This is a genomic window from Tessaracoccus pujii (genome assembly GCF_055326215.1).
Genome location: NZ_JBUZNP010000002.1, coordinates 81,957 through 101,530 on the forward strand (window position 1 = coordinate 81,957; position 19,574 = coordinate 101,530).

17 protein-coding genes and 1 tRNA gene are annotated in these 19,574 nt (G+C 69.7%); 9 read left to right on the plus strand and 9 right to left on the minus strand.

Going from position 1 to position 19,574, the window contains the following annotated elements; genetic code table 11:
• Positions 1–128: 128 nt before the first annotated feature.
• Entirely contained in the window at positions 129–2,915 is a 2,787-nt protein-coding gene (locus ACZK5N_RS02385) for an AAA family ATPase (RefSeq protein WP_459019879.1), read from the plus strand.
• Positions 2,916–3,060: 145 nt separating this feature from the next.
• Here the strand turns inward: ACZK5N_RS02385 and ACZK5N_RS02390 are convergent, their stop codons facing one another.
• From ACZK5N_RS02390 to cobF, 3 genes are all read right to left on the minus strand, one after another.
• Positions 3,061–4,074 (minus strand): PHP domain-containing protein, encoded by a 1,014-nt coding sequence (locus tag ACZK5N_RS02390; RefSeq protein ID WP_459020394.1) that lies wholly within the window; start codon positions 4,072–4,074, stop codon positions 3,061–3,063.
• Between the two features lie 13 nt (positions 4,075–4,087).
• Positions 4,088–5,494 carry an alanine/glycine:cation symporter family protein gene (locus tag ACZK5N_RS02395; RefSeq protein ID WP_459019880.1) on the minus strand — a complete coding sequence of 469 codons (1,407 nt, stop codon included), beginning with the start codon at positions 5,492–5,494 and terminating at the stop codon, positions 4,088–4,090.
• 101 nt (positions 5,495–5,595) lie between these two features.
• Positions 5,596–6,324, minus strand: coding sequence for a precorrin-6A synthase (deacetylating) (cobF, locus tag ACZK5N_RS02400; protein ID WP_459019881.1), 729 nt, complete (start codon positions 6,322–6,324; stop codon positions 5,596–5,598).
• 145 nt (positions 6,325–6,469) lie between these two features.
• On the opposite strand from cobF, the gene ACZK5N_RS02405 reads away from it, so the two are divergent.
• The 5 genes from ACZK5N_RS02405 to ACZK5N_RS02425 all read left to right on the plus strand — a co-directional run bounded on the left by ACZK5N_RS02405 (position 6,470) and on the right by ACZK5N_RS02425 (position 11,205).
• Positions 6,470–7,561 (plus strand): PucR family transcriptional regulator, encoded by a 1,092-nt coding sequence (locus tag ACZK5N_RS02405; RefSeq protein ID WP_459020395.1) that lies wholly within the window; start codon positions 6,470–6,472, stop codon positions 7,559–7,561.
• Positions 7,562–7,656: 95 nt separating this feature from the next.
• Positions 7,657–8,592, plus strand: a complete 936-nt coding sequence (locus ACZK5N_RS02410) for an ACP S-malonyltransferase (protein ID WP_459019882.1) — start codon at positions 7,657–7,659, stop codon at positions 8,590–8,592.
• Between the two features lie 8 nt (positions 8,593–8,600).
• A complete protein-coding gene (locus ACZK5N_RS02415) occupies positions 8,601–9,590 on the plus strand; it encodes a beta-ketoacyl-ACP synthase III (RefSeq protein ID WP_459019883.1) in 990 nt (329 codons plus the stop codon).
• A 36-nt stretch (positions 9,591–9,626) separates the two neighbouring features.
• A complete protein-coding gene (locus ACZK5N_RS02420; protein WP_459019884.1) occupies positions 9,627–9,872 on the plus strand; it encodes an acyl carrier protein in 246 nt (81 codons plus the stop codon).
• Positions 9,873–9,948: 76 nt separating this feature from the next.
• The gene (locus ACZK5N_RS02425) at positions 9,949–11,205 is read left to right on the plus strand and encodes a beta-ketoacyl-[acyl-carrier-protein] synthase family protein (RefSeq protein ID WP_459019885.1); all 1,257 of its coding nucleotides are present in this window, start codon (positions 9,949–9,951) and stop codon (positions 11,203–11,205) included.
• A gap of 21 nt (positions 11,206–11,226) precedes the next feature.
• Here ACZK5N_RS02425 and ACZK5N_RS02430 read toward each other — a convergent pair whose 3' ends face one another.
• On the minus strand, positions 11,227–11,751 hold the full coding sequence (locus ACZK5N_RS02430; RefSeq protein WP_459019886.1) for a DUF3145 domain-containing protein: 525 nt from the start codon (positions 11,749–11,751) through the stop codon (positions 11,227–11,229).
• 138 nt (positions 11,752–11,889) lie between these two features.
• Between ACZK5N_RS02430 and ACZK5N_RS02435 the strand changes: the two genes are divergently transcribed.
• Positions 11,890–13,722, plus strand: coding sequence for an alpha/beta hydrolase family protein (locus ACZK5N_RS02435; protein ID WP_459019887.1), 1,833 nt, complete (start codon positions 11,890–11,892; stop codon positions 13,720–13,722).
• On the opposite strand, the gene ACZK5N_RS02440 is transcribed toward ACZK5N_RS02435, so the two are convergent.
• The 5 genes from ACZK5N_RS02440 to ACZK5N_RS02460 form a co-directional block, all read right to left on the minus strand.
• Positions 13,719–14,405: a YggS family pyridoxal phosphate-dependent enzyme gene (locus ACZK5N_RS02440; protein WP_459019888.1), complete on the minus strand. Its 687-nt coding sequence runs from the start codon at positions 14,403–14,405 to the stop codon at positions 13,719–13,721. The two genes, ACZK5N_RS02435 and ACZK5N_RS02440, sit on opposite strands and share 4 nt — an antisense overlap.
• Positions 14,402–15,358, minus strand: coding sequence for a VWA domain-containing protein (locus ACZK5N_RS02445; protein ID WP_459019889.1), 957 nt, complete (start codon positions 15,356–15,358; stop codon positions 14,402–14,404). The genes ACZK5N_RS02440 and ACZK5N_RS02445 overlap by 4 nt, the downstream gene beginning before the upstream one ends.
• Complete coding sequence (locus tag ACZK5N_RS02450) at positions 15,355–16,314, minus strand: VWA domain-containing protein (RefSeq protein WP_459019890.1); 960 nt, start codon at positions 16,312–16,314, stop codon at positions 15,355–15,357. Before ACZK5N_RS02450 ends, ACZK5N_RS02445 begins: the two co-directional genes overlap by 4 nt.
• On the minus strand, positions 16,314–17,303 hold the full coding sequence (locus ACZK5N_RS02455; RefSeq protein WP_459020396.1) for a DUF58 domain-containing protein: 990 nt from the start codon (positions 17,301–17,303) through the stop codon (positions 16,314–16,316). The genes ACZK5N_RS02450 and ACZK5N_RS02455 overlap by 1 nt, the downstream gene beginning before the upstream one ends.
• Before the next feature lie 93 nt (positions 17,304–17,396).
• Positions 17,397–18,515 carry an AAA family ATPase gene (locus tag ACZK5N_RS02460; RefSeq protein ID WP_459019891.1) on the minus strand — a complete coding sequence of 373 codons (1,119 nt, stop codon included), beginning with the start codon at positions 18,513–18,515 and terminating at the stop codon, positions 17,397–17,399.
• Positions 18,516–18,587: 72 nt separating this feature from the next.
• Here ACZK5N_RS02460 and ACZK5N_RS02465 point away from each other — a divergent pair, with 72 nt between their 5' ends.
• Together ACZK5N_RS02465 and ACZK5N_RS02470 are read left to right on the plus strand one after the other, a co-directional pair.
• Positions 18,588–19,454 (plus strand): hypothetical protein, encoded by an 867-nt coding sequence (locus tag ACZK5N_RS02465; protein WP_459019892.1) that lies wholly within the window; start codon positions 18,588–18,590, stop codon positions 19,452–19,454.
• Between the two features lie 39 nt (positions 19,455–19,493).
• A tRNA-Ile gene (locus ACZK5N_RS02470) sits at positions 19,494–19,567 on the plus strand.
• The last annotated feature ends 7 nt before the right edge of the window (positions 19,568–19,574 follow it).

Below are 19,574 nucleotides of genomic sequence, written 5' to 3' on the forward strand. Positions count from 1 at the left end.
CTATCGCCGATCCGCCCCGTCCCCAGGCCCACGGCTACGTTTCACCCGCTTGTTTCCCTCGCCCGTCAGGCTGCGCCACAATCAGAGGTGGGGGGTGGGGAACAGGGCAGCTAGTCAGGAGGTCAGCGGTGGTGCCACTGGTCGGCCGCGTCGCGCAGTTGCGCCAGATCGCGGCGCTCGTCGAGGCAGTCCGCGACGGTCGCACCCAGGTGCTGCTCATCACCGGACCGGAGGGGGTGGGCAAGTCCCGGTTGGCCGGCACGATCGCCACTCAGATGCCCACCTACACACATCTCCTGCGCGAGTCTGAGCAGGGAGTCGCCTTCGGGGCCATCGACAGGCTGATCGACGAGCAGCTTCCCGAGACCGCGACCGAGCTGGCCGCACTGCGCGTCCGGTCGGGAGTGCCCACGTTCGCCATCGGCGTCGTGAATCTCATCGAGCGCCTTCCGGGTCCCTTCGCGGTGGTCGTCGACGACCTGCAGTACCTGGACGAGCCGTCGCAGGAGGCCTTCTGGCACGTCATCCGTCGCCTCGACAACGTCCCCGCCCTCTTCGTGGCGACGAGCACCACGACCCAAGGGTGGTTCGCCGAGCGGGTGGTGCAACACATCACGGTCGGACGGCGGGGCCGCCACATCGCGCTGGAGCCGTTCGACGAGGACGAGGTGCACACCTTTGTCCGCAGCACACTCTTCGCACCGCTCGACACGCGCCAGGTGAAGGCCGTCATGCGCGCCACCGGGGGATCGCCCGGCCAGCTGGTGGATCTGGTCGAAAAGCTCAGGTCCCCGGACTCAACCACGCTGGACGCCGCACTGGCCCAGGTGTCGCGGCGACACGAAGCGCTGACCGAACCCCAGGCCCAGCGGTTGTTCACCGAGTTGAGCGTCCCGGATGCGGCCGGGCTGCTGACGATCGCCCTCGGGGGGCCGCTCTCCTCGCGCGACTTCGCCGCCGCCGTCGATTCACTGGGGAGCGGGCCTGTCCACCTCCCGACTCTGCGGGCCACCGGACTGGTCCACGAGCCATCGTTGTCCTTGCTGCATCCTGCGCTCGCGTCGACCCTGACCGCGGCCGCCCCGCAGTCTCTCGTGCACGCGGTCCACGCGGCTCTCGGCAGCGTGCTGACGGGGGTGGAGGGGTTGAAGCACCGTGCTCTCGCCTGGGGAGGAGGCCCGGACTCCCACCTGGCCGACGACCTCGTGGCGGGAGCGCGTGCGGCGGCGGGCGTGGGCGACGTCGAACTCGCCACCCAGCTGATGGCCTGGGCCTGTGACCTGGATGTCTCGCACCTTCCTATGGCGTGCCTGTTCGCGCTCCGGGCCCGGCGTCCAGCCCTGATCCAGAGCCTCGAGCCACGGGTGGGATCGCTTCCCCCCGGCCTCACCAGATCCCTCCTCCACTGCGCACTCGACGCGATGAGCGCCGGCGTGCAGAGCCTGCGGCTTCCCGACGCACTTCCCCTCCCGGACCTCGACGACACGCTCCTGTTGTTGCTCGCCCACTCGCTCGCCGCCCTGGGCCGTAGCCGCAGTTCCCAAGGGCTGTTCGACATGCCGCCGTCGATGGGAGCGGTGCGGGACGAACTCAGACGACGCGCCGGTCGCGCCGACGCCGCCCCGGCCGACCCGGGCCGGAGTGCCGATCTGGTGAACCTCGACGGCCTGCTCACCATGTGGTTGTTGCTCGGAGAGGCTCGCATATCACTCGAGTCGACACTCCACGCCATGGAGGCGCACGCGCAGCGTCTGGCTGCCCATCCCGCGGCCGCGACCGCGCACGCCGTCACCCTGTCGATAGCGGCCTCCATCAACACCTCAACGCTGCGCTACGGCAGGGCCCATGCACAGATCGAACAACTGTCGCGCGTCGCGTCCATCCACCCGGACTTCGAGCTCTCGACAGCGTTGGTGAAGCACCGCCTGTTGTTCAATTCCGGGGAGTGGGACGACGCCCAGGCCTCGATCGAGCGCGGCCTCGCCGTCACCCTCGATGACCTCCGTGACGTGGGCGCGTTGCAGGCCCAGGCAACCGCTGCGCTCATCCCGTGGTGCCGCGGGGACGAGGACCTGGGCAGCCGCATGCTCACCCATGTCTCCACCCTGGCGGCTAACCGGAGGTTCAGCTCGGCCATGGGGGCGGTGCTCTGGGCACGGGGATGGGCCGCTGCGGCCGACGGTGACCCACGCACGGTCGTCGACAGTTTCGGTCCGCTGTGGTTGAGCCCCCTGACCGGCGGGTTCGCCGGAGCCGGATCAGCCGTCCTCCGGGTGCGCGCCCACGTGGCACTCGGCGACGTCGCTGCCGCCCGGGCCGCCCGCGCCCAACTCCTGTCCATCGGCGTTCCGTCCGAGGCGCTGGCCTTCCTGCTCCACCACATCGACGCGCTGCTGGCGGTGGGGGCCAAGGACCACGACACCGCAGCCAGACTGTTCCTCGAGGCCCATGCGGCCCTGAGGCACCGCAGGCACACGGACACCCCTCAGAGCCTCCAGATGATCACGGCGCTCCTGGCGGAGGACTGGGGCCGGTTCCTCATCGACACAGGGGCGCGCCAGGGGGCCGAGGACTGCTCCGACGAGTTGTCCGGGGTGATCGCGCTGCTGCTGCGTGCGGGCGCCGGCCGATGGCGGGAGCGCCTGGAGCATCTGCATACCGGCCTGTCCGCGAGCGTTGACGGAGCCACGAACGCGGCCCTGCCGGCGCACGGGGATCTGCTTGGGCGGCTGACCCGGCGCGAGCGCGAGATCGTCGAGCTCATCCTGAGGGGCCGGACCAACCGGGACATCGCCGGGGAATTGTTCCTGTCCGTGCGCACGGTGGAGTTCCACGTCCGCAACGCGCTGGCGAAAACTGGCGACACCACGCGCGGCGAGCTCCGGGACAGGCTGCGCACCACCACCGGGTCCTGATCCCAGTGGCCCGACCGCCAATGCCAGTGCTGCTCACTGGGCCATCCGTCGGGCCGGGGCGTCATCATAGAACCAGCGTCGGCTGCGTCGTGGTGGGTGATTGGGGGGACCCGTCATGACGTGGCCGCAGCTGTGTCGCATTCCCTCAGCCCCGGTGGCGCCGCGCGTGAGCCAGGAGCCTGTCCGTCGGCCATGTCGTGATGATCCGGTCCGCGGTGATTCCCGCCTCGCTTGCCCGGGCAGCGCCGTAGGTCAGGAAGTCGAGTTGGCCCGGTGCATGTGCGTCGGTGTTGATACTGAACAGGCACCCTGCGTCCACCGCCACGGCCAGGATCTCCGGGGGCGGGTCCTGGCGCTCCGGCCGTGAATTGATCTCCACAGCCACTCCGAACATCTCGCATGCAGCGAAGACCACGTCGGCGTCGAACCGCGATTGCTCACGCCAGGTGCCGTCCGCGCGCCTCTTGCGACCGGTGCAGTGCCCGAGGACGGTGGTGTGTGGGTTGGCGACCGCGCCGACCATCCGGGCGGTCATCGTCGCCTGGTCCGCCTTGAGATCCGAATGGACCGACGCGACCACGATGTCCAGCCGGCCCAGCAGGTCGTCCGCCTGATCGAGTGCTCCGTCGCCCAGGATGTCCACCTCGATGCCGCGCAACAGCCGGAGCGTGCGTTCCTCCTGGACCCGGCTGATGTCCTTCCACTGCGCGACGAGCCGATCCCGGCTCAGGCCGTTTGCCACTCTCAGCCTGGGTGAATGGTCCGTCACCGCCAGGTACTCGTGCCCCATCGATTCCGCCACCGCCGCCATCTCCGCCGTGGTCGAGCCCCCGTCCGACCACAAGGTGTGGGTGTGCAGGTCGCCTTTGAGGAGGAGTCGCAGCGGCTCACCGGCCGGGTCCAGGGATGCGGCGCCCGCCTCCCTGGACCGGACCAGCGCCTCTGGGATCGCCCCGGCGGCGGCAGCGGCAGCGACCGCGGACGTCTTCGGCCCGAATTTCGGCAGCGCACGCCACCCCGCCTCCGTCGTGGGCCGATCCGCTGCCGGGATGCCCTCGGCGACGTCAGCGGCGTCCCGGTAGGCGCGGACCCGGTAGGTGTCGGCGAGCGCGCGCTCCAACCAGAACGCGCACTCGCGCAACGCCGCCACCGGATCCATCAGGTGCACCGGGTCAGCGCGGCTGACCCACCATGAACTCGTCGACTTCCGCGCGTCCCGCGCGCAGCTTCGGGTCGTTCTTGAGGTAGTGGCTGGTCTCACGGGCGATGAGGCCGGAGAGCAGCAGCAGGCCGATGAGGTTGGGCAGTGCCATGAGCCCGTTCATGACGTCGGCGAATGCCCAGACCACACCCAGCGGGACCGTGGCGCCGATGTAGACCACGATCGTGAACGCGATCCGGTAGACCATGGTGGCGCGGACGCCGAACAGCCGCTCGACGCAACGGTCCCCGTAGTAGGACCAGCCGATGATGGTCGACAGGGCGAAAAGAATGACCCCGAGGGCGACGATGTAGCCGCCCCACTGCCCCGGAAGCCCGTGGCTGAAGGCCATCGACGTGAGCACCGCCGGGCTGGCGTCATCATCCCAGACGCCCGTGGTGACCAGCACCAGGCCGGTGAACGAGACGACCACGAGGGTGTCGATGAAGGTCTGGGTCATCGACACCAGGCCCTGGCGCACAGGATGGGTGGTCTTGGCCGCGGCCGCGGCGATCGCCGCCGAGCCCATGCCGGACTCGTTGGAGAAGATGCCGCGCGCCACACCCATCTGCACCGTGATCATGAGGCTGCCGAGGGCGCCGCCTGCCATGCCGGTCCCCGTGAACGCCTGGCCGAAGACGAGCCCCAGAGCGCCGGGGAGGTCGGCGATGTTGACGATGAGGATGTAGAGCGCACCCAGGATGTAGAACACGATCATGAAGGGAACCAGTGCGGCGGTGACGCGTCCGATGGCCTTGATGCCGCCGATGATCACGAGGCCCACGAAGATCGCCATGAGGATCGCGGTGATCTGCGGGTCGATGCCGAACGCGTCCTGGGCGTTGGCCGCGACCGCATTACCCTGCGTCATGTTGCCGATACCGAAGCTCGCCAGCACCGCGAAGACGGCGAACACGATGCTGAGGCCCACACCCCAGCCGCCCGGCAGGGCCTTCTTGAGGTAGTACTGGGGGCCGCCCGAGGCCTCACCCTTGGCGTCGACGGTGCGGAACCGGACCGCGAGGAACGCCTCCGAGTACTTCGACGCCATACCCACCAGGCCCGTGACCCACATCCAGAACAGGGCACCGGGGCCGCCCACCGCGATGGCGGTGGCGACGCCCACGATATTGCCGACGCCCACCGTCGCTGCAAGGGCGGTGGTGAGGGCCTGGAACTGCGAGATGTCTCCACCTTCGGCGTCAACGTCCTTGCGCTCCCACAGGGCGAGCCGCAGGGCGGACCCCAACGTGCGGAACTGGATACCGCGCAGCTTGATTGTCAGCCATAGGCCGGTGAGCAGCAGCAGCGGGATCAGCAGGAACGGACCCCACACGAATCCTGCGATCTGCTCCAGCGTCGTGGTCAGCTCTTCCATGGTCGATGCCCCTTCACTCTCTACGAACGGGGTCAACCTAGCAACGACGCGCGCCGGCGGTCAGGAGGCGCCACGCGCGTGTTACACGTTGTTCATACTCCTCAGGGGACCGGGCGCAACAGGTACGTGTCGTGGATCCATCCGTGGTGCTCCACCAGGCGGCCCCGGAGCGCAGCCAACTCGGCGGCAACCGAGCGCAGAGGCCCGTTGGCCAGCACCTGGTCCGGGGTACCCAGGTAGGCCCCCCAGTACACCTCCGTCTCCGGGAACTCCTCAGCCAGGCCCCTGCAGGTGAGGTCGTGGTCGTTCATGACGACCACGTCGCCCAGATCGGGGGAGTACTCGGCCAGCAGCCGCGCGCCGGTGGTGATGTGCACCGACGCACCGGCGTTGAGCGCGATCTGATGGGCGGCGGCCAGCACCTGCAGGGCGCTGACCCCAGGGATCACCGTGACGCTGAGGGCGAGCTTGTCCCTCAGCGCGTCGACCACCCGCAGGATCGAGTCGTAGAGCCCTGGATCACCCCAGGACAGGAAGCCCACCGTGTCGTCCATCGGGAGCCCGGCGAGGATGTGACGGTAGGTGGCGAGCCGACCCGCGTCCACGTCGCCCGGGTGCTCCCGCTCGGGGTCCAGCACCGTGATGACGCGGTGCGGCCGGTTCACGTGCCGGCGCAGCAATTCGCTGCGCAACCACACGAGGTCCGGCTGGTCCTCGCTGTGATCGCCCACCAGGAACACGTCCACCTGGTTCATGGCCTCCACCGCATCCAGGGTGAGCTGCCCGAATCCGCCCGGTCCGATCCCGATCACATACACCTTGCGTCCCATGCCTGGTGAGCCTAGCCGCGCCCGCTCGGCCGCGTCGCACTAGGCTGGCGTGATGGACTTCCGACCAGGGACCGCCCCGGCGCTCATCTCGTCCGCTCGCGCTCGCGCCGGCATCATCAAGCGGCTCCAGGCCTCGACGTCGGAGATGAACACCGCGACACTGGCGGCCCTCGTGACGCGGCACGAGTGGTTCTCCCAACTCGACGCGGAGTCCCGCTCGTGGATCGGCATCCTGGCCCGCTCGGGCATCGACGGCTTCGTCACGTGGTTCGCGGGCGAGCCGTTCACGCCGGAGACCATCTTCGACGCCGCCCCCCGCGCCATGGCACGGAGGATCAGCCTCCAGCAGACCGTGGACCTGGTGCGCACCACCACCGAGGTGGTGGAGGAGCAGATCCAGCATCTGCTCCCCCGCGGGGACCGCCAGGCTCTCCAGTTGGGCATCGTGCACTACTCCCGGGAGATCGCCTTCGCGGCCGCCGCCATCTACGCCCGCGCGGCGGAGGCACGCGGAGCGTGGGACTCGCGAATCGAGGCCACGATCGTCGACGCGGTGGTGCGCGCCGAGACCGACGAGTCCGTGCTGTCGCGAGCCTCGACGCTGGGGTGGGACACGGAGTCGAAGGTCGCTGTGGCCATCGGCGGCGCTCCGGCGGACGCGTCGGTGCTGGACGGGCTGAGGCGGGCCGCCTCGAAGTTCGGGCTGGAGGTGCTCGCGGCCCTGCAGGGCGACCGCCTGGTGGTGATCGCCGGCGGGGCCGGCGTTGGGGATCCTGTCGACACGTGCGAGCGCATCTCGAAGCTGGGCGATTTCTTCGCCGACGGACCCGTGGTGGTTGGCCCCACCGTCGACGGCCTCGCCGGGGCGCCCAAGTCTGCCCGCGCGGCCGCCTCGGGGTACCGGGCCGCCAAGGCCTGGCCGGAGGGCCCCCAGACCCTGCTGTCGGTGGATCTCCTGCCGGAGCGCGCCCTGGCCGGCGACGGGCACGCGCGCCGCGCTCTGGCGTCGGAGATCTACCCGGCGCTGGCAGCGAGCAAGGAACTGTTGGAAACATGCGTGGGGTTCCTGGACTGCGGCTCTTCCATGGAAGCCACGGCCAGAGCGCTGTTCGTGCATCCCAACACGGTGCGGTACCGCCTGAAGCGGATCCAGGAGGTCACCGGCTACAACCCGACTGACGCACGGGAGGCCTACGTCCTGAGGATGGCCATCTCCCTCGGACGTCTGAACGCCTGACCGCCGGTCGTTGTGGGGTTCCCACAACGACCGGGTGAACAAATTCGTGAATCTCGTGCCCGCACGAGAGGAGTCGCACAGGCAGAGTTGATGACGTGCTCGCGATTGTTGCTCCTGGCCAAGGTGCCCAGACCCCCGGTTTCCTCGCCCCCTGGCTCGAGTCGGCCGCGTTCGCCGAACGGCTCGCCGGGTACTCGGCCGCGACCGGGCTGGACCTGGCCCACTACGGCACCGAGGCAGACGCGGAGACCATCCGTGACACCGCCATCGCGCAGCCGCTCCTGGTGGCCTCCGCGCTGGCTGTGGCGGCCGAGTTCCTTCCCGACGTCCCAGGTGTCGGCGTCGTCGCCGGGCACTCGGTGGGCGAGCTGGCGGCCTTGGCGCTCACCGGCGTGATCACCGCCGCAGAGGCACTCATCCTGGTCCGCGAGCGTGGGCTTGCCATGGCCGAAGCCTCAGCGATCCGGCCCACCTCCATGGCGGCGCTCATCGGCGGCGATCGCGACGAGGTGCTCGCCGCCATCGAGGCCGCAGGGCTGACCCCTGCCAACAACAACGGCTCAGGCCAGATCGTCGCAGCGGGCACGGTGGAACAGCTGGAGATCCTCTCCGCGACTCCCCCGCGCCGCACCAGGGTGATTCCCCTGAGCGTGGCCGGGGCGTTCCACACGGCCCATATGGCACCGGCCGTGGCCCGGCTGCGCGCCGCGGCCGCATCACTGGCGCCCCAGCCCCCCACCACGAACCTCCTGAGCAACGCCGACGGCGCCGTGGTGGCCACCGGTGCCGAAGCGCTCGAGCGAGTGGTCAACCAGGTGGCCAACCCGGTGCGTTGGGACAAGTGCATGGACACTTTCGCCGGCCTCGGCGTGACGGGGCTCCTGGAGCTGCCCCCCTCGGGTACGCTCACCGGGATCGCCAAGCGCAACCTCAAGGGCGTCGAGTTGTTCAGCCTCAACACCCCGGAGCAGCTCGACGAGGCCCGAGAATTCTGCCGTACCCACAGCCAGTCCACACCCGAGTCCGAGTAGGTCACCCCATGCCCCTCAAGTCCTCCACCGGCGCCGACTTCGCCCGGATCATGTCCGTCGGCGGCGCGCGCGGAAGCCGCGTCGTGACCAACGACGAGATGTGCACCATGATCGACTCCACCGACGAGTGGATCACCCAGCGCACCGGCATCAAGGAGCGACGCTGGGCGGCTGAGGGCGAGGATGCGGAGACGCTGGCACTGGAGGCATCCAGGAAGGCCATCGAGCGCGCCGGCCTGCAGCCTTCGGACATCGACGCGGTTCTCGTCGCGACCATCTCTCATTTCATGCAGACCCCGGCGCTCGCCGCCATCCTCGCCAAGGACCTCGGCATGGCCGCTCCGGCCGCCTTCGACCTGTCGGCCGCCTGCGCCGGCTTCTGCTACGGCGTCGGCCTCGCCGAGGGCATGGTCCGCGCCGGATCCGCCACCCACGTGCTCGTGGTCGGCGTCGAGGTGCTCTCCCGCTACACCGACATGAACGACCGTTCCACCGCGTTCCTCTTCTCCGACGGTGCCGGCGCCGTCGTCATCGGGCCCAGCGACGTGCCCGCGATCGGTCCCACCATCTGGGGCTCCAAGCCCGAGGCGCACGCCGTCATCGAGATCGACGACTGGCGCGGCGTCGAACCGGGCGCCGGTGGGCCCTACATTCACATGGAGGGCCGCGAGGTGTTCAAGTGGGCCACCACCGCCATCGTGGAGAAGGCCCGCGAGACCCTGGAGGTGTCCGGCCTCACCCCTGACGAGCTGGACTGCTTCATCCCCCACCAGGCCAACAACCGGATCACCGATTCGATGTTGCGCCACCTGAAACTCCCTGAGGACGTCGTGGTAGGCCGCGACATCATCCAGATGGGCAATTCGTCCGCGGCGTCGGTTCCGTTGGCGATGGAGGCGCTGCTCGAGTCCGGGCAGGCCAAGACCGGCGACAGCGCATTGATCATCGGGTTCGGAGCGGGCCTCGTGTTCGCCGGCCAGACCGTGATCCTGCCCTGACCGCAAACTGTCAAGAAAATGAGAAAGGAGCCACCCATGGCTAGCACTGAGGACATTCGCGCAGATCTCGCCGAGATCGTCAACGACATCGCCGGCGTCGCAGTGGAGGACGTCCAGCTGGACAAGTCCTTCGTCGACGACCTCGGCGTCGACTCGCTGTCGATGGTCGAGATCATCTACGCCTGTGAGGACAAGTTCGGCGTGTCCATCCCCGATGAGGACGCCAAGAACCTCAAGACCGTGGGCGACGCCGTCGCCTACATCGAGCGCGCGTCCAACTGACGCCGACGTGGGGCGGTCGCAACGCGGCCGCCCCACCCCATCGCTTCACCCCGCCCTTCTGACGAGGAGTCCCTGCATGTCCACGACCGTCGTGATCACCGGCCTCGGTGCCACCACCCCCCTCGGCGGCGACGTCGACTCCACCTGGGAGGCCATGCTCGCCGGACGCTCCGGCGTCGTCGCGCTCACGGAGGACTGGGCCCGGGAACTGCCCACCCGGATCGCCGCCAAGGCGGCGGTCGACCCGAGCGTCGTCGTCGACCGCGTCGAAGCACGCAAGCTCGACCGGTCCACCCAACTCATGCAGGTCGCCGGCCTCGCAGCGTGGGCTGACGCCGGCTTCGGACTCGGGGAGGACAACGACGTCGACCCGGACCGCCTTGGTGTCGTGTGCGCCACCGGCATCGGCGGACTGCACTCCCTGCTGTCCAACTGGGACGTGATGAAGGAGAAGGGCGTCCGCCGCGTCTCGCCGTTCACCATCCCGATGCTCATGGCCAACGCCCCGGCCGCCAACCTCGGCCTCAAGATCCACGCCCGGGCCGGCGTGCACACCCCCGTCTCGGCGTGCGCCTCCTCCAACGAGGCGATCTCGCTGGGCCTCGACATGATCCGCCTCGGCCGTGCCGATGTGGTGCTCGTGGGTGGCGGCGAGGCCGTGATCCACCCCCTTCCCATCGGCGCCTTCGGCCAGATGCAGGCGCTGTCGCGGCGCAACGACGAGCCGGAGCGCGCCTCGCGACCCTGGGACGTGGACCGTGACGGCTTCGTCCTCGGCGAGGGCGCGGCGCTCATGGTGATCGAGACCCTGGAATCGGCCCGGGCCCGCGGGGCCCGGATCTACGGCACGCTCGCCGGCGCCGGGATCACGGCAGACAGCCACGACCTCGTGCAGCCGGATCCGGAAGGCTACGGCCAGTCACAGGCCATGCTCAAGGCTCTTCGGGAGTCAGGAGTGTCCGCACGCGACATCGTGCACCTCAACGCACACGGCACCTCGACCCCGCAGGGCGACGTCACCGAGGCCGGGTCCATCCGCACCGCTCTGGGCTCGGAGGCGGACCACGTCGTGGTGACCTCCACCAAGTCCATGACGGGGCACCTGCTCGGCGGGGCCGGGGCCCTCGAGACCGTCGCCTCCGTGCTCGCCCTGAAGCACCGGATGGTGCCCGGCACCATCAACGTCGACAGGATCGAGCCAGATCTCGGCATCGACGTGGCCACGTCCAACCGGGCCCTGCCCTCAGGTCCGCTGGCGGCCATCAACAACAGTTTCGGCTTCGGCGGCCACAATGTGGCAGTGCTGGTCACCAACGAGAACGTGACCGACTGACCTCCACGTCCGTGCTCCCGCTCACACCACCTGGTGGAGCCAGCGCACGGGCGCGTCCTCGGAGGCGTGCCTGAACACGTCGAGTTCCTCGTCCCACGGCACGCCCAGGAGTCGCTCCAGCGCCTTGTGAAGCGGCTCCCCGCCGAGTGCGTCCGTGGCCACCGCGTGCCTGAGCCGGTCCTCGGGGACGAGGGTGTCGCCGTGCACCCCCATGATGGTGCTGAGCGCGCCCAGGGTCGGAGTGAAGCAGTAACGCTGACCGTCGCTGCCGGGCACCGGCTCCTCGGTCACCTCGAAACGCAGCCTGCTCAACCGCCCCAGGGCGCTGGCCAAGCCCGCACCCGTGCCGGGGGGGCCGGTCCACGACAGCTCAGCGCGGTGGGTACCCGGCTCCGCGGCCTGGGCCGTCCACTCCAGATCGACGCGGGAGCCCAACACCGCACCGGCGGCCCACTCGATGTGCGGGCACAGCGCGGCTGACGCGGAGTGAATGATCAACATTCCCCGCGCCACTGGGTGGCTGATCGTCTCGAAACGAGCAGTCATCGGTGTACCTCCTGGTTGGGCCGGATTGCCTTCCCCTGCGATCAGGCCCGACCAGGTGTGTGCCCATTGTGCCCACTCTTCCGCCCGACGCGCAACGGCCGGTTGTGCCGGGGCCCGGGAGAGGGTAGACAGATCGCCATGCGTGACCCCATGCCGCTCGACGCGGTCCTCCGGTACCCCGACGCCGTCTCCCAGGTACAGGCCTCGGAAGCGGGCGTGTTCTGGCTCGCCACCATTGCCGCTGAGGATGGGCGCGTGACGGTGCGCCGCTCGTCGGACGGCCAGGTGACCGACCTCACCCCCGACGCCTCCGTGCGCTCGCGGGTGATGGAGTACGGCGGTGGCGCCTACAGCGTCGACGGCGGGGCGCTGGCCTACTGCGACGACCGCACCCGACGCGTATGGCTGCTCGACGAGGACCGACGAGTCTGCTTGACACCCGAGGGATCGCCGTTCGTCTACGGCGGCCTCCTGCTCAGCGTCGCAGACGGTGCGCTGCTGGCCGTCCGCGAGGACCACTCGGCCACGCCTGAACCTCGCACCGAGATCGTGGCACTGCGGTTGGGCTCCGACAACATCGACGGGGGGACGGTGCTGGTCACCGGCGCGGACTTCTACGCCGGCCTGCAGCTCCGCGCCGGTCTGCTGGCGTGGTACCAGTGGAACCACCCGGACATGAGCTGGGACACCGCCGAGGTCTGGACGGCACCGCTGGCCGACCCGGCGGACGCACACGCCATCGCCGCCGGGCAGGGCGTGTCCGCCCAGCGGCCGCTCTGGTTGACCGACGGTGTCCCCGCGTTCACTGCCGACGACTCGGGTTACTGGAACTGGCACGTCCAGGGGGGCAGGACGTGGCACACCGACCGTGACTGCGACATGCCCACCTGGGTGCTGACTCCCCCCGTGGCCGCCGCCGTCGACGACCGGCTCATCGCCTCGGTGGAGTTCACCGACGGACGGGGTGCCCTGGCCCTGTGGGACTCGGACAACGGCGGCGTGGCGCACCCCAACCCAGGCACGACGTCGATCGAGTCCGTGGCCGCCCACGCCGGAGTCATCCATGCGGTGTCCGAATGGCCGGACCGCCCCGCCACCCTGGTGAGCATCCTGCCCGATGGGTCCGTCCGTCATGTCGCGGGCCCGGAGTCCGGCGAGGAGGGCGCCGTGACCCCCATCGCGCACTGGGCCGACGGGCCAGCCGGCCCCGTCCACTCGTGGCTGTACCTCCCCGACGCGGACCGGCCGCCGCTGATCGTCATGACGCACGGCGGGCCCACCTCGATGGCGACCGCGTCCTACGACGCGACCGTGCAGTTCTGGGTCTCGCGTGGGTTCGCGGTAGTCGACGTCAACTATTCCGGCTCGACGGGGTTCGGGCGGGCCTACCGCGACCGCCTCCGGGGGCGCTGGGGTGAGCTCGACGTGGCCGATGCTGCCGCCGTCGTGGGTTCCCTGGCGGCGCAGGGCATCGTCGACCCGGCACGCGTGGCCATCACAGGAGGCAGCGCCGGGGGATTCACCACACTGAAGTCGCTGGTGTCCACCGACATCTACGCAGCCGGGATCAGCCGTTACGGCATCGGATACCTGCCCACCCTGGCCACCGACACGCACAAGGCGGAGTCGCGCTATCTCGACGGGCTCGTCGCGCCATGGCCGGAGGGTCGCGCGGTCTACGAAGAGCGCTCCCCCATCAACCATCTGGACCAGCTGCGCACTCCGATGCTGATCCTGCAAGGACTCGACGACAAGGTGGTGCCGCCCAGCCAGGCCGAAAAGATGGCCGGCGCTGTGCGCTCGGCCGGGCAACCGGTGGCCCTCATCACCTTCGAGGGCGAGGGCCACGGCTTCCGCACCATGACGGCCCGGCGTCAGGCGCTGGAGGCACAGGTTTCCTTCCTGGAGCAGGTCTTCGGCATGGCGCAGAGCCCGGACGTACCCCGGCTCAGGATCGAGAACCTGAGCTAGTACTCGCGCGGCCCGAACACGGCGGTGCCTAGCCGCACCGTGGTGGCGCCGTGGGCGATGGCGATGCGGTAGTCCCCCGACATGCCCATGCTGAGCTCGCCCCATCCCCCGCCGACGGCGTCGCGGATCCGTGCCTGGACCTCGGCCAGCTGTTGGAAGCAGGCGCCGACGGCGGCACTGTTCGGGGTGTTGAGGGCCATCGTCATCAGACCGAGCGGCTCGAGGGCGTCGTAGGAGGACAGTGCCCTGGCGAAGGCGATCGCGTCGTCCGGGCCGACGCCGGATTTGTTCGACTCCCCCGAGGTGTTGACCTGCACCAGGACCGGAAGGCGGCGACCGGCCACCTCGAGCCTGCGCTGCAACGTCTCGGCCAGGCGCACGGAGTCCAGGGAGTGCAGCTCGTCCGCCAGCTCCGCGACGAGCCTCGCCTTGTTGGTCTGGACATGCCCGATCACCGCGAACCTGATGCCCTCGCCTGCAAGCAGGTCATGTTTGGCCGCCATCTCGGCCACCTTGTTCTCCCCGAAGAGCGTGTAGCCCACTGCCCGGGCCTCCCGGATCTGCTCCGGGCCGTGGTACTTGGACACCGGCAGCAGCCTCACCGACGACGGGTCCCTGTGAACGGCGCGGCACGCGTCGTCGATGTCCGCGCGCACCGCGGCGAGGCGCTGAGCGATGGTCACGGCCACCGCGCCCCCAGCGAGATGACGCCGAGGGCGGCCAGCACCGCGAAGATGATGGCCAGGCCGGCGTAGCGGTCCGTCACCTCCGCCGGGACCCTCTCCGTGCCCACCGACTGCCGGATGGCCTCGTACACCTCGCGGAGCTGCCCGCTGCTCTCGGCGGCGTACTTCTTCCCCCCGGAGAGCCTGGCGATCTCGGAGAGCTCGTAGTGATCCACCGCCACACGCTGGCGCTGGCCGTCCTGCTCCACGAAACCGTTGTCCGTCCCGTAGGCGATGGTGTGGACGGGTACTCCCGCCTCCTTGGCCGCCGCGGCCGCCCCCGCTGACGAGCGGCCGATGTTGGTGGCCCCGTCGGACAGCAGCACGACGGCGGCAGGGGCGATCGCCTCCGGATCATCCGGGTCAGGCGGAACGAGCTTGAGCGCATCGAGGCTGGCATAGATCCCCTCCCCCACCCCGGTGGAGGGCGCAAGCTGCACCGCGTCGATGGCGCGGGCCACCACTCCCCGGTCGATCGTGGGGGGCACAGCGACGTCGGGTGTCGCGGCGAAGGTGACCAGGGCCACGTTGAACCGCTCCGGGAGCGAGGCGACGAACTCCTTGGCCCCGGCCTGTGCGGCGGCGAGCCGGTTGGGGTCGATGTCGTCGGCCTCCATGGACCAGGACACGTCGAGAGCCACCACGACGGTGGCCCTGTCCCGCGGTTTGTCGACGTAGTCCTTCGGCACCGCCCAGGCGATGATCAGTGCGCCGAGGCTGAGCAGCGCCAGCACGACGGCGCCGTGGCGCTTCCACGCAGCGTCCTTCGGCACCACGAGGCGCAGGCGGCTGCTCATCGGCCGGTGCGTCGTGCGCCCGGACAGAACCACGTACAGCAGCGCGATGATCGGGATGACGAGCAGGGCCCACAGCCGCTGCGGAACCAGGAATTCGAGAGCCAGGGGGATCATCGCGGCCACCTGGCCGCCATCATGACAGCGCCCAGTGCGGCGATCACGGCGAACCCGAGCGCCAAGAAGGCGTACTGGGCGGTGATGGGCTTCTTGACGTCCTCGAAGCCCACGACCGAGCCGATCTCGCGGTAGGCATCGGCGAGCGAGTCAGCGTCGTCGGCGCCCACGGCACGCCCGTCCGTCAGCTCTGCTATGCCCTCCAGCGCGTCGGTGTCCGGGGCCACATTCTCGCGCTGTCCGTCGACGTCCACGAAACCATTCTGCGTGCCGTAGGCAATGGTGAAGATCGGGATGCCGCGCTCGTCGGCCGCAGCCGCGGCGCTCTCGGGCGCGGGGCCCTCGGTGTTGGTGCCGTCGGAGAGCAGGATGATCATGGCCGGTGCGGGCTCGTCCTCGTCGTTGCCGGGGGGCGCCTGGTCGACGGCGCGCAGCGCGGTGCTGATCGAATCCCCGATGGCGGTGCCGTCGGCGAGTTCCAGCGCGTCGATGGCCCGCTCGGTCACTCCGCGGTCGGTGGTGGGCGGTACGACGATGGACGGCGTGGCGTCCATCGCGACGACCGCCACATTGTAGGAATCCGGCAGCTCCTGGATGAATCCGGTGGCCACCTCCTTGGCGGCGGTGAGCCGGTCCGGCGGCACGTCGTCTGCCGACATGGATAGGGAGGTGTCGATCACCATCACGACCGTGGCGCGCTCACGGGGTTGACGCTCGGTGCCCAGTGGGTTGGCGTAGGCCAGGCCGAGCGCCACCAGCGACGCCAGCGACATGGCGACGGCGAGGTGCCGTGTCCAGCGACGTTGAGACCCGACAACGCGCGCCAGGACGCCCGTATTGGTGAACCTGAGGGCCACGCGGCCCTTGAGCCGGAGAAGGATGAGGTAGACGATGATCAGCACCGGCAGCAGGGCCAGGGTCCAGAGCCTTTCGGGATTCTGGAACTCGGGGATCACTACTTGCTCACCCCCTGCGGCGGCTGATGGAGCATCCCGGCCACGCGCCGGTAGTTGAGAACGAAGCGCGCGATGTCGGCCACCCAGTCACGGTCGGTGCGCAGCTGGATGTGCCCGGCGCCTGCACGCCGTAGCGCCACCTTCACGCGCTCACGCTGTGCCCTCGTGGCCGCGTCCATCCTGCGCCGGGCGGCGTCGTCAGAAGTGTTCACATATCGGGCGAAGGAGGTCTCGGGGTCGTGGATCAGCATCTCGCCCACATCCGGGAACTCCAGTTCATGGCGGTCGATGACTTCCACGCACAGCACCTGGTTGCGCACCGCCAGGCGGCGCACCGCCCTCTCCCACGCGGGCGGGACAGCCGGGTCCAGCTCGGCGTCCCCCGGGGTGAGGAAATCCGAGACGATCACGCGCATGCCCCGTCGCCGTTGGGAGCGGGTCATGTGTTCGATGCCGTCTGCCAGTTCCAGATCTCCGGGGGCGTGATCTGGGACGATCGGCTCGGTCAGCATCTTCCGCAGAAGCCCGTACAGAGCGGTCCGCCCTGAGCGGGCCGGCAGCCGCTTCACCTGATCGGGGCGCATCATCATGCCACCGAACCGGTCCCCCATCCGCTGGCTCAGGAACCCGATGGTGGCGATCGCCGCGATCCCGAGGTCACGCTTGGTGACGCCCTCTGTGCCCCAGTTCATCGACGGCGTGACGTCGAGCAGCGCCCACACCTCCAACTCGCGGTCCGCCATGGTGTCGCGGACGTGGGGGACGGTGGTGCGCGCGGTGACGGCCCAGTCCATCTTGCGCACGTCGTCCTGCCCGGGCTGGTACACGCGGGCGTCGTTGGTGTCCGAGCCGGCTCCCGGGAGCAGACCCAGATGGTCGCCATGGAGGAAGCCCTCCAGCCGGCGCACGACGGTGAGTTCGAGGCGGCGCAGGGCCGCCTCGGGGGCCAACTTGCTCAGCGGGATCGTCGGGCCCGAGGGCGGACGCAGCACGGACCACTCCGCCCCCGTCCTGTCCGGCGGGAGCGGCTGACCCTGTGGGGGGCCGGGGTAGGAGAATCCTGGCTGGGCCACGGGCCCGCCTCAGCTGCGGCCGGGCTGGTGGGCGTGCTGCCCGTGCGCCGCCTGCCGCTGCTGCTCGCTCCACACAGGCGTTGGAGCCGGCACCATGGCCAGGATGCGCTCCACCACGTCCGCGGTGCTGACGTTGTCTGCGACCGCGTCGAAGCCGAGGACGATGCGGTGCGCCATCACGTCTCTGGCCACCGCCTGGACGTCCGTGGGGAGCACGTAGTCCCGGCCGTTGATCAGCGCCAGCGCGCGCGCAGCGGCGACGAGGCCGAGCGTGGCGCGAGGCGAGCAGCCGATCTGGATGACGGCAGTCAGGTCCGGCATGCCGAACTCGGCCGGCGTGCGCGAGGCGAGCACCAGCCTGACGATGTACTCCGCCACCAGGTTGTGGACGAACACGTTGGAGGCCATGTCCTGCAGATGGCGCACGACGGTGGGTTCCAGCACGCGATCCGCCTCTGGGGGTGACACGCTCATCCGGCGCAGGATCTCCAGCTCCTCGTTGCCGCGGGGGTAGGGCACGTCGACCTTGAGCAGGAATCGGTCCCGCTGCGCTTCGGGAAGCGGGTACACACCCTCCGATTCGATGGGGTTCTGTGTCGCGATCACGATGAAGGGCTTCGGAGCAGGATAGGTTATCCCGCCGATCGAGACCTGTTTCTCCGCCATGAGCTCCAACATCGCCGACTGCACCTTGGCGGGCGCTCGGTTGATCTCGTCGGCCAGTACGAAGTTGACGAACACGGGGCCGAGCTCGATCTCGAAGTTCTCGGACTTGGCGGAGTAGATGCGTGTGCCCACGATGTCCGAGGGCACCAGGTCCGGTGTGAACTGGACGCGGGCGAACTGGCCGCCCACCACCGTCGCGAACGAACGCACCGCCAAGGTCTTGGCGACGCCGGGCACTCCCTCGAGGAGGCAGTGTCCCTTGGCCAGAAGGGCAACCATCAGCTGCTGCACCATGTGCTCCTGGCCGACGATCACCCGCTGTACCTGGCCGATCGCCTGACCCAGCAGCCGCGCCGCCTCTGCGACGTCGCGGGGCAGGTGCGCTTCTTCCGCTGACGTTGTGCTCACGCAGTGACTCCTTCTGGCTCGGGTGACCCGCGCTCTACGATAGCGCCCCTCCATTGCCACCCAAGGTGACGCTCTGCCGCTCAGACCCGCCGGGATGTACTTGTTCAGCGTGGTTTGATGGTACCGATGAGCACGCAGGACAGTCCCTCAGCACCGGCACCGATGGCCGGTCATCACCCGTTGCGGGACGGCGATCCGGCCCGCGTGGGCGATTTCTGGCTCGATTCCCGGCTCACCGCGACCCCGGCCGGGACCGTCTTCGCCGCCCACGAGGAGGGAGGCGACGCCGTGATGCTGATCCTCCTGTCCGAGGGCGCCTCCGCGGACGCCGCGGCGCGGGCCCGCTTCTCGGGCGAGATCAACGCCATGCACATCGACACCGTGGTGGCGCGTGGCGGGGAGGGCCAGGACGAGGGCCGCATGGCGGTCCGCCACCGGCACGACGACGACCCCCAACTCGCCCACCACGCACCCCTGGCCCCGTGGGCGGCCCTCGCGTTCGACGGGTCCCTGGCTGCCGTCGTCGAGGCCGACCGGGTCCTCCGTGCGATCGACCTCTCCCGCACGCCCCCGCTGAGCGAGCCCGCGGGTCCGGACTACCGGTTGCACTGGCTCGACAAGACGGGCCACGGTCCGACCCGCCTGTGGCCCCTCGCCTGGCCGGGACGCACCGACCGGGCCGGCTGGATCACCATGCTGGTGTCGTTTCTGCTCATGGCTCTGCTCACCGCGCTGGCTCTACTCCTGGCCATCCTGCTGTTCCAGAACCAGCCGCCGGTGAACGCGCCGCAGCCCATCCCGTCTATGGGCGAAGGCAGCGGCTCGGGGTCGGGCAGCCCGCAGTCCGCCTCGCCATCGGAGGGTGAGAGCAGCGGCAGCCCCAGTTCGAGCCCAGGCAACGATCCCGGCCCCTACACCGAGAGCCCGTCGATGAACCAACCCAGCGGAGACCAGTCCGGGCCGGGCGATCCGTCCCCCAACCCTCGGCTCTGAACGCCTGCCTCGCCAGGGGATATGCTGGCGGGCGACCCAGGGGCGATAGCACAGCCGGTTAGTGCAGCGGACTCATAATCCGCGGGTCGCGGGTTCGAGCCCCGCTCGCCCCACTGAAAC

Coding starts and splice junctions, on each gene's coding strand:
- ACZK5N_RS02390 (WP_459020394.1), bottom strand. CDS start 4,074: ATGGATCCGGTGGCGGCGTTGCGCGAGTGCGCGTTCTGGTTGGAGCGC.
- ACZK5N_RS02395 (WP_459019880.1), bottom strand. CDS start 5,494: ATGGAAGAGCTGACCACGACGCTGGAGCAGATCGCAGGATTCGTGTGG.
- cobF (WP_459019881.1), bottom strand. CDS start 6,324: ATGGGACGCAAGGTGTATGTGATCGGGATCGGACCGGGCGGATTCGGG.
- ACZK5N_RS02405 (WP_459020395.1), top strand. CDS start 6,470: ATGAACACCGCGACACTGGCGGCCCTCGTGACGCGGCACGAGTGGTTC.
- ACZK5N_RS02415 (WP_459019883.1), top strand. CDS start 8,601: ATGCCCCTCAAGTCCTCCACCGGCGCCGACTTCGCCCGGATCATGTCC.
- ACZK5N_RS02420 (WP_459019884.1), top strand. CDS start 9,627: ATGGCTAGCACTGAGGACATTCGCGCAGATCTCGCCGAGATCGTCAAC.
- ACZK5N_RS02425 (WP_459019885.1), top strand. CDS start 9,949: ATGTCCACGACCGTCGTGATCACCGGCCTCGGTGCCACCACCCCCCTC.
- ACZK5N_RS02430 (WP_459019886.1), bottom strand. CDS start 11,751: ATGACTGCTCGTTTCGAGACGATCAGCCACCCAGTGGCGCGGGGAATG.
- ACZK5N_RS02435 (WP_459019887.1), top strand. CDS start 11,890: ATGCGTGACCCCATGCCGCTCGACGCGGTCCTCCGGTACCCCGACGCC.
- ACZK5N_RS02445 (WP_459019889.1), bottom strand. CDS start 15,358: ATGATCCCCCTGGCTCTCGAATTCCTGGTTCCGCAGCGGCTGTGGGCC.
- ACZK5N_RS02460 (WP_459019891.1), bottom strand. CDS start 18,515: ATGGAGGGGCGCTATCGTAGAGCGCGGGTCACCCGAGCCAGAAGGAGT.
- ACZK5N_RS02465 (WP_459019892.1), top strand. CDS start 18,588: ATGAGCACGCAGGACAGTCCCTCAGCACCGGCACCGATGGCCGGTCAT.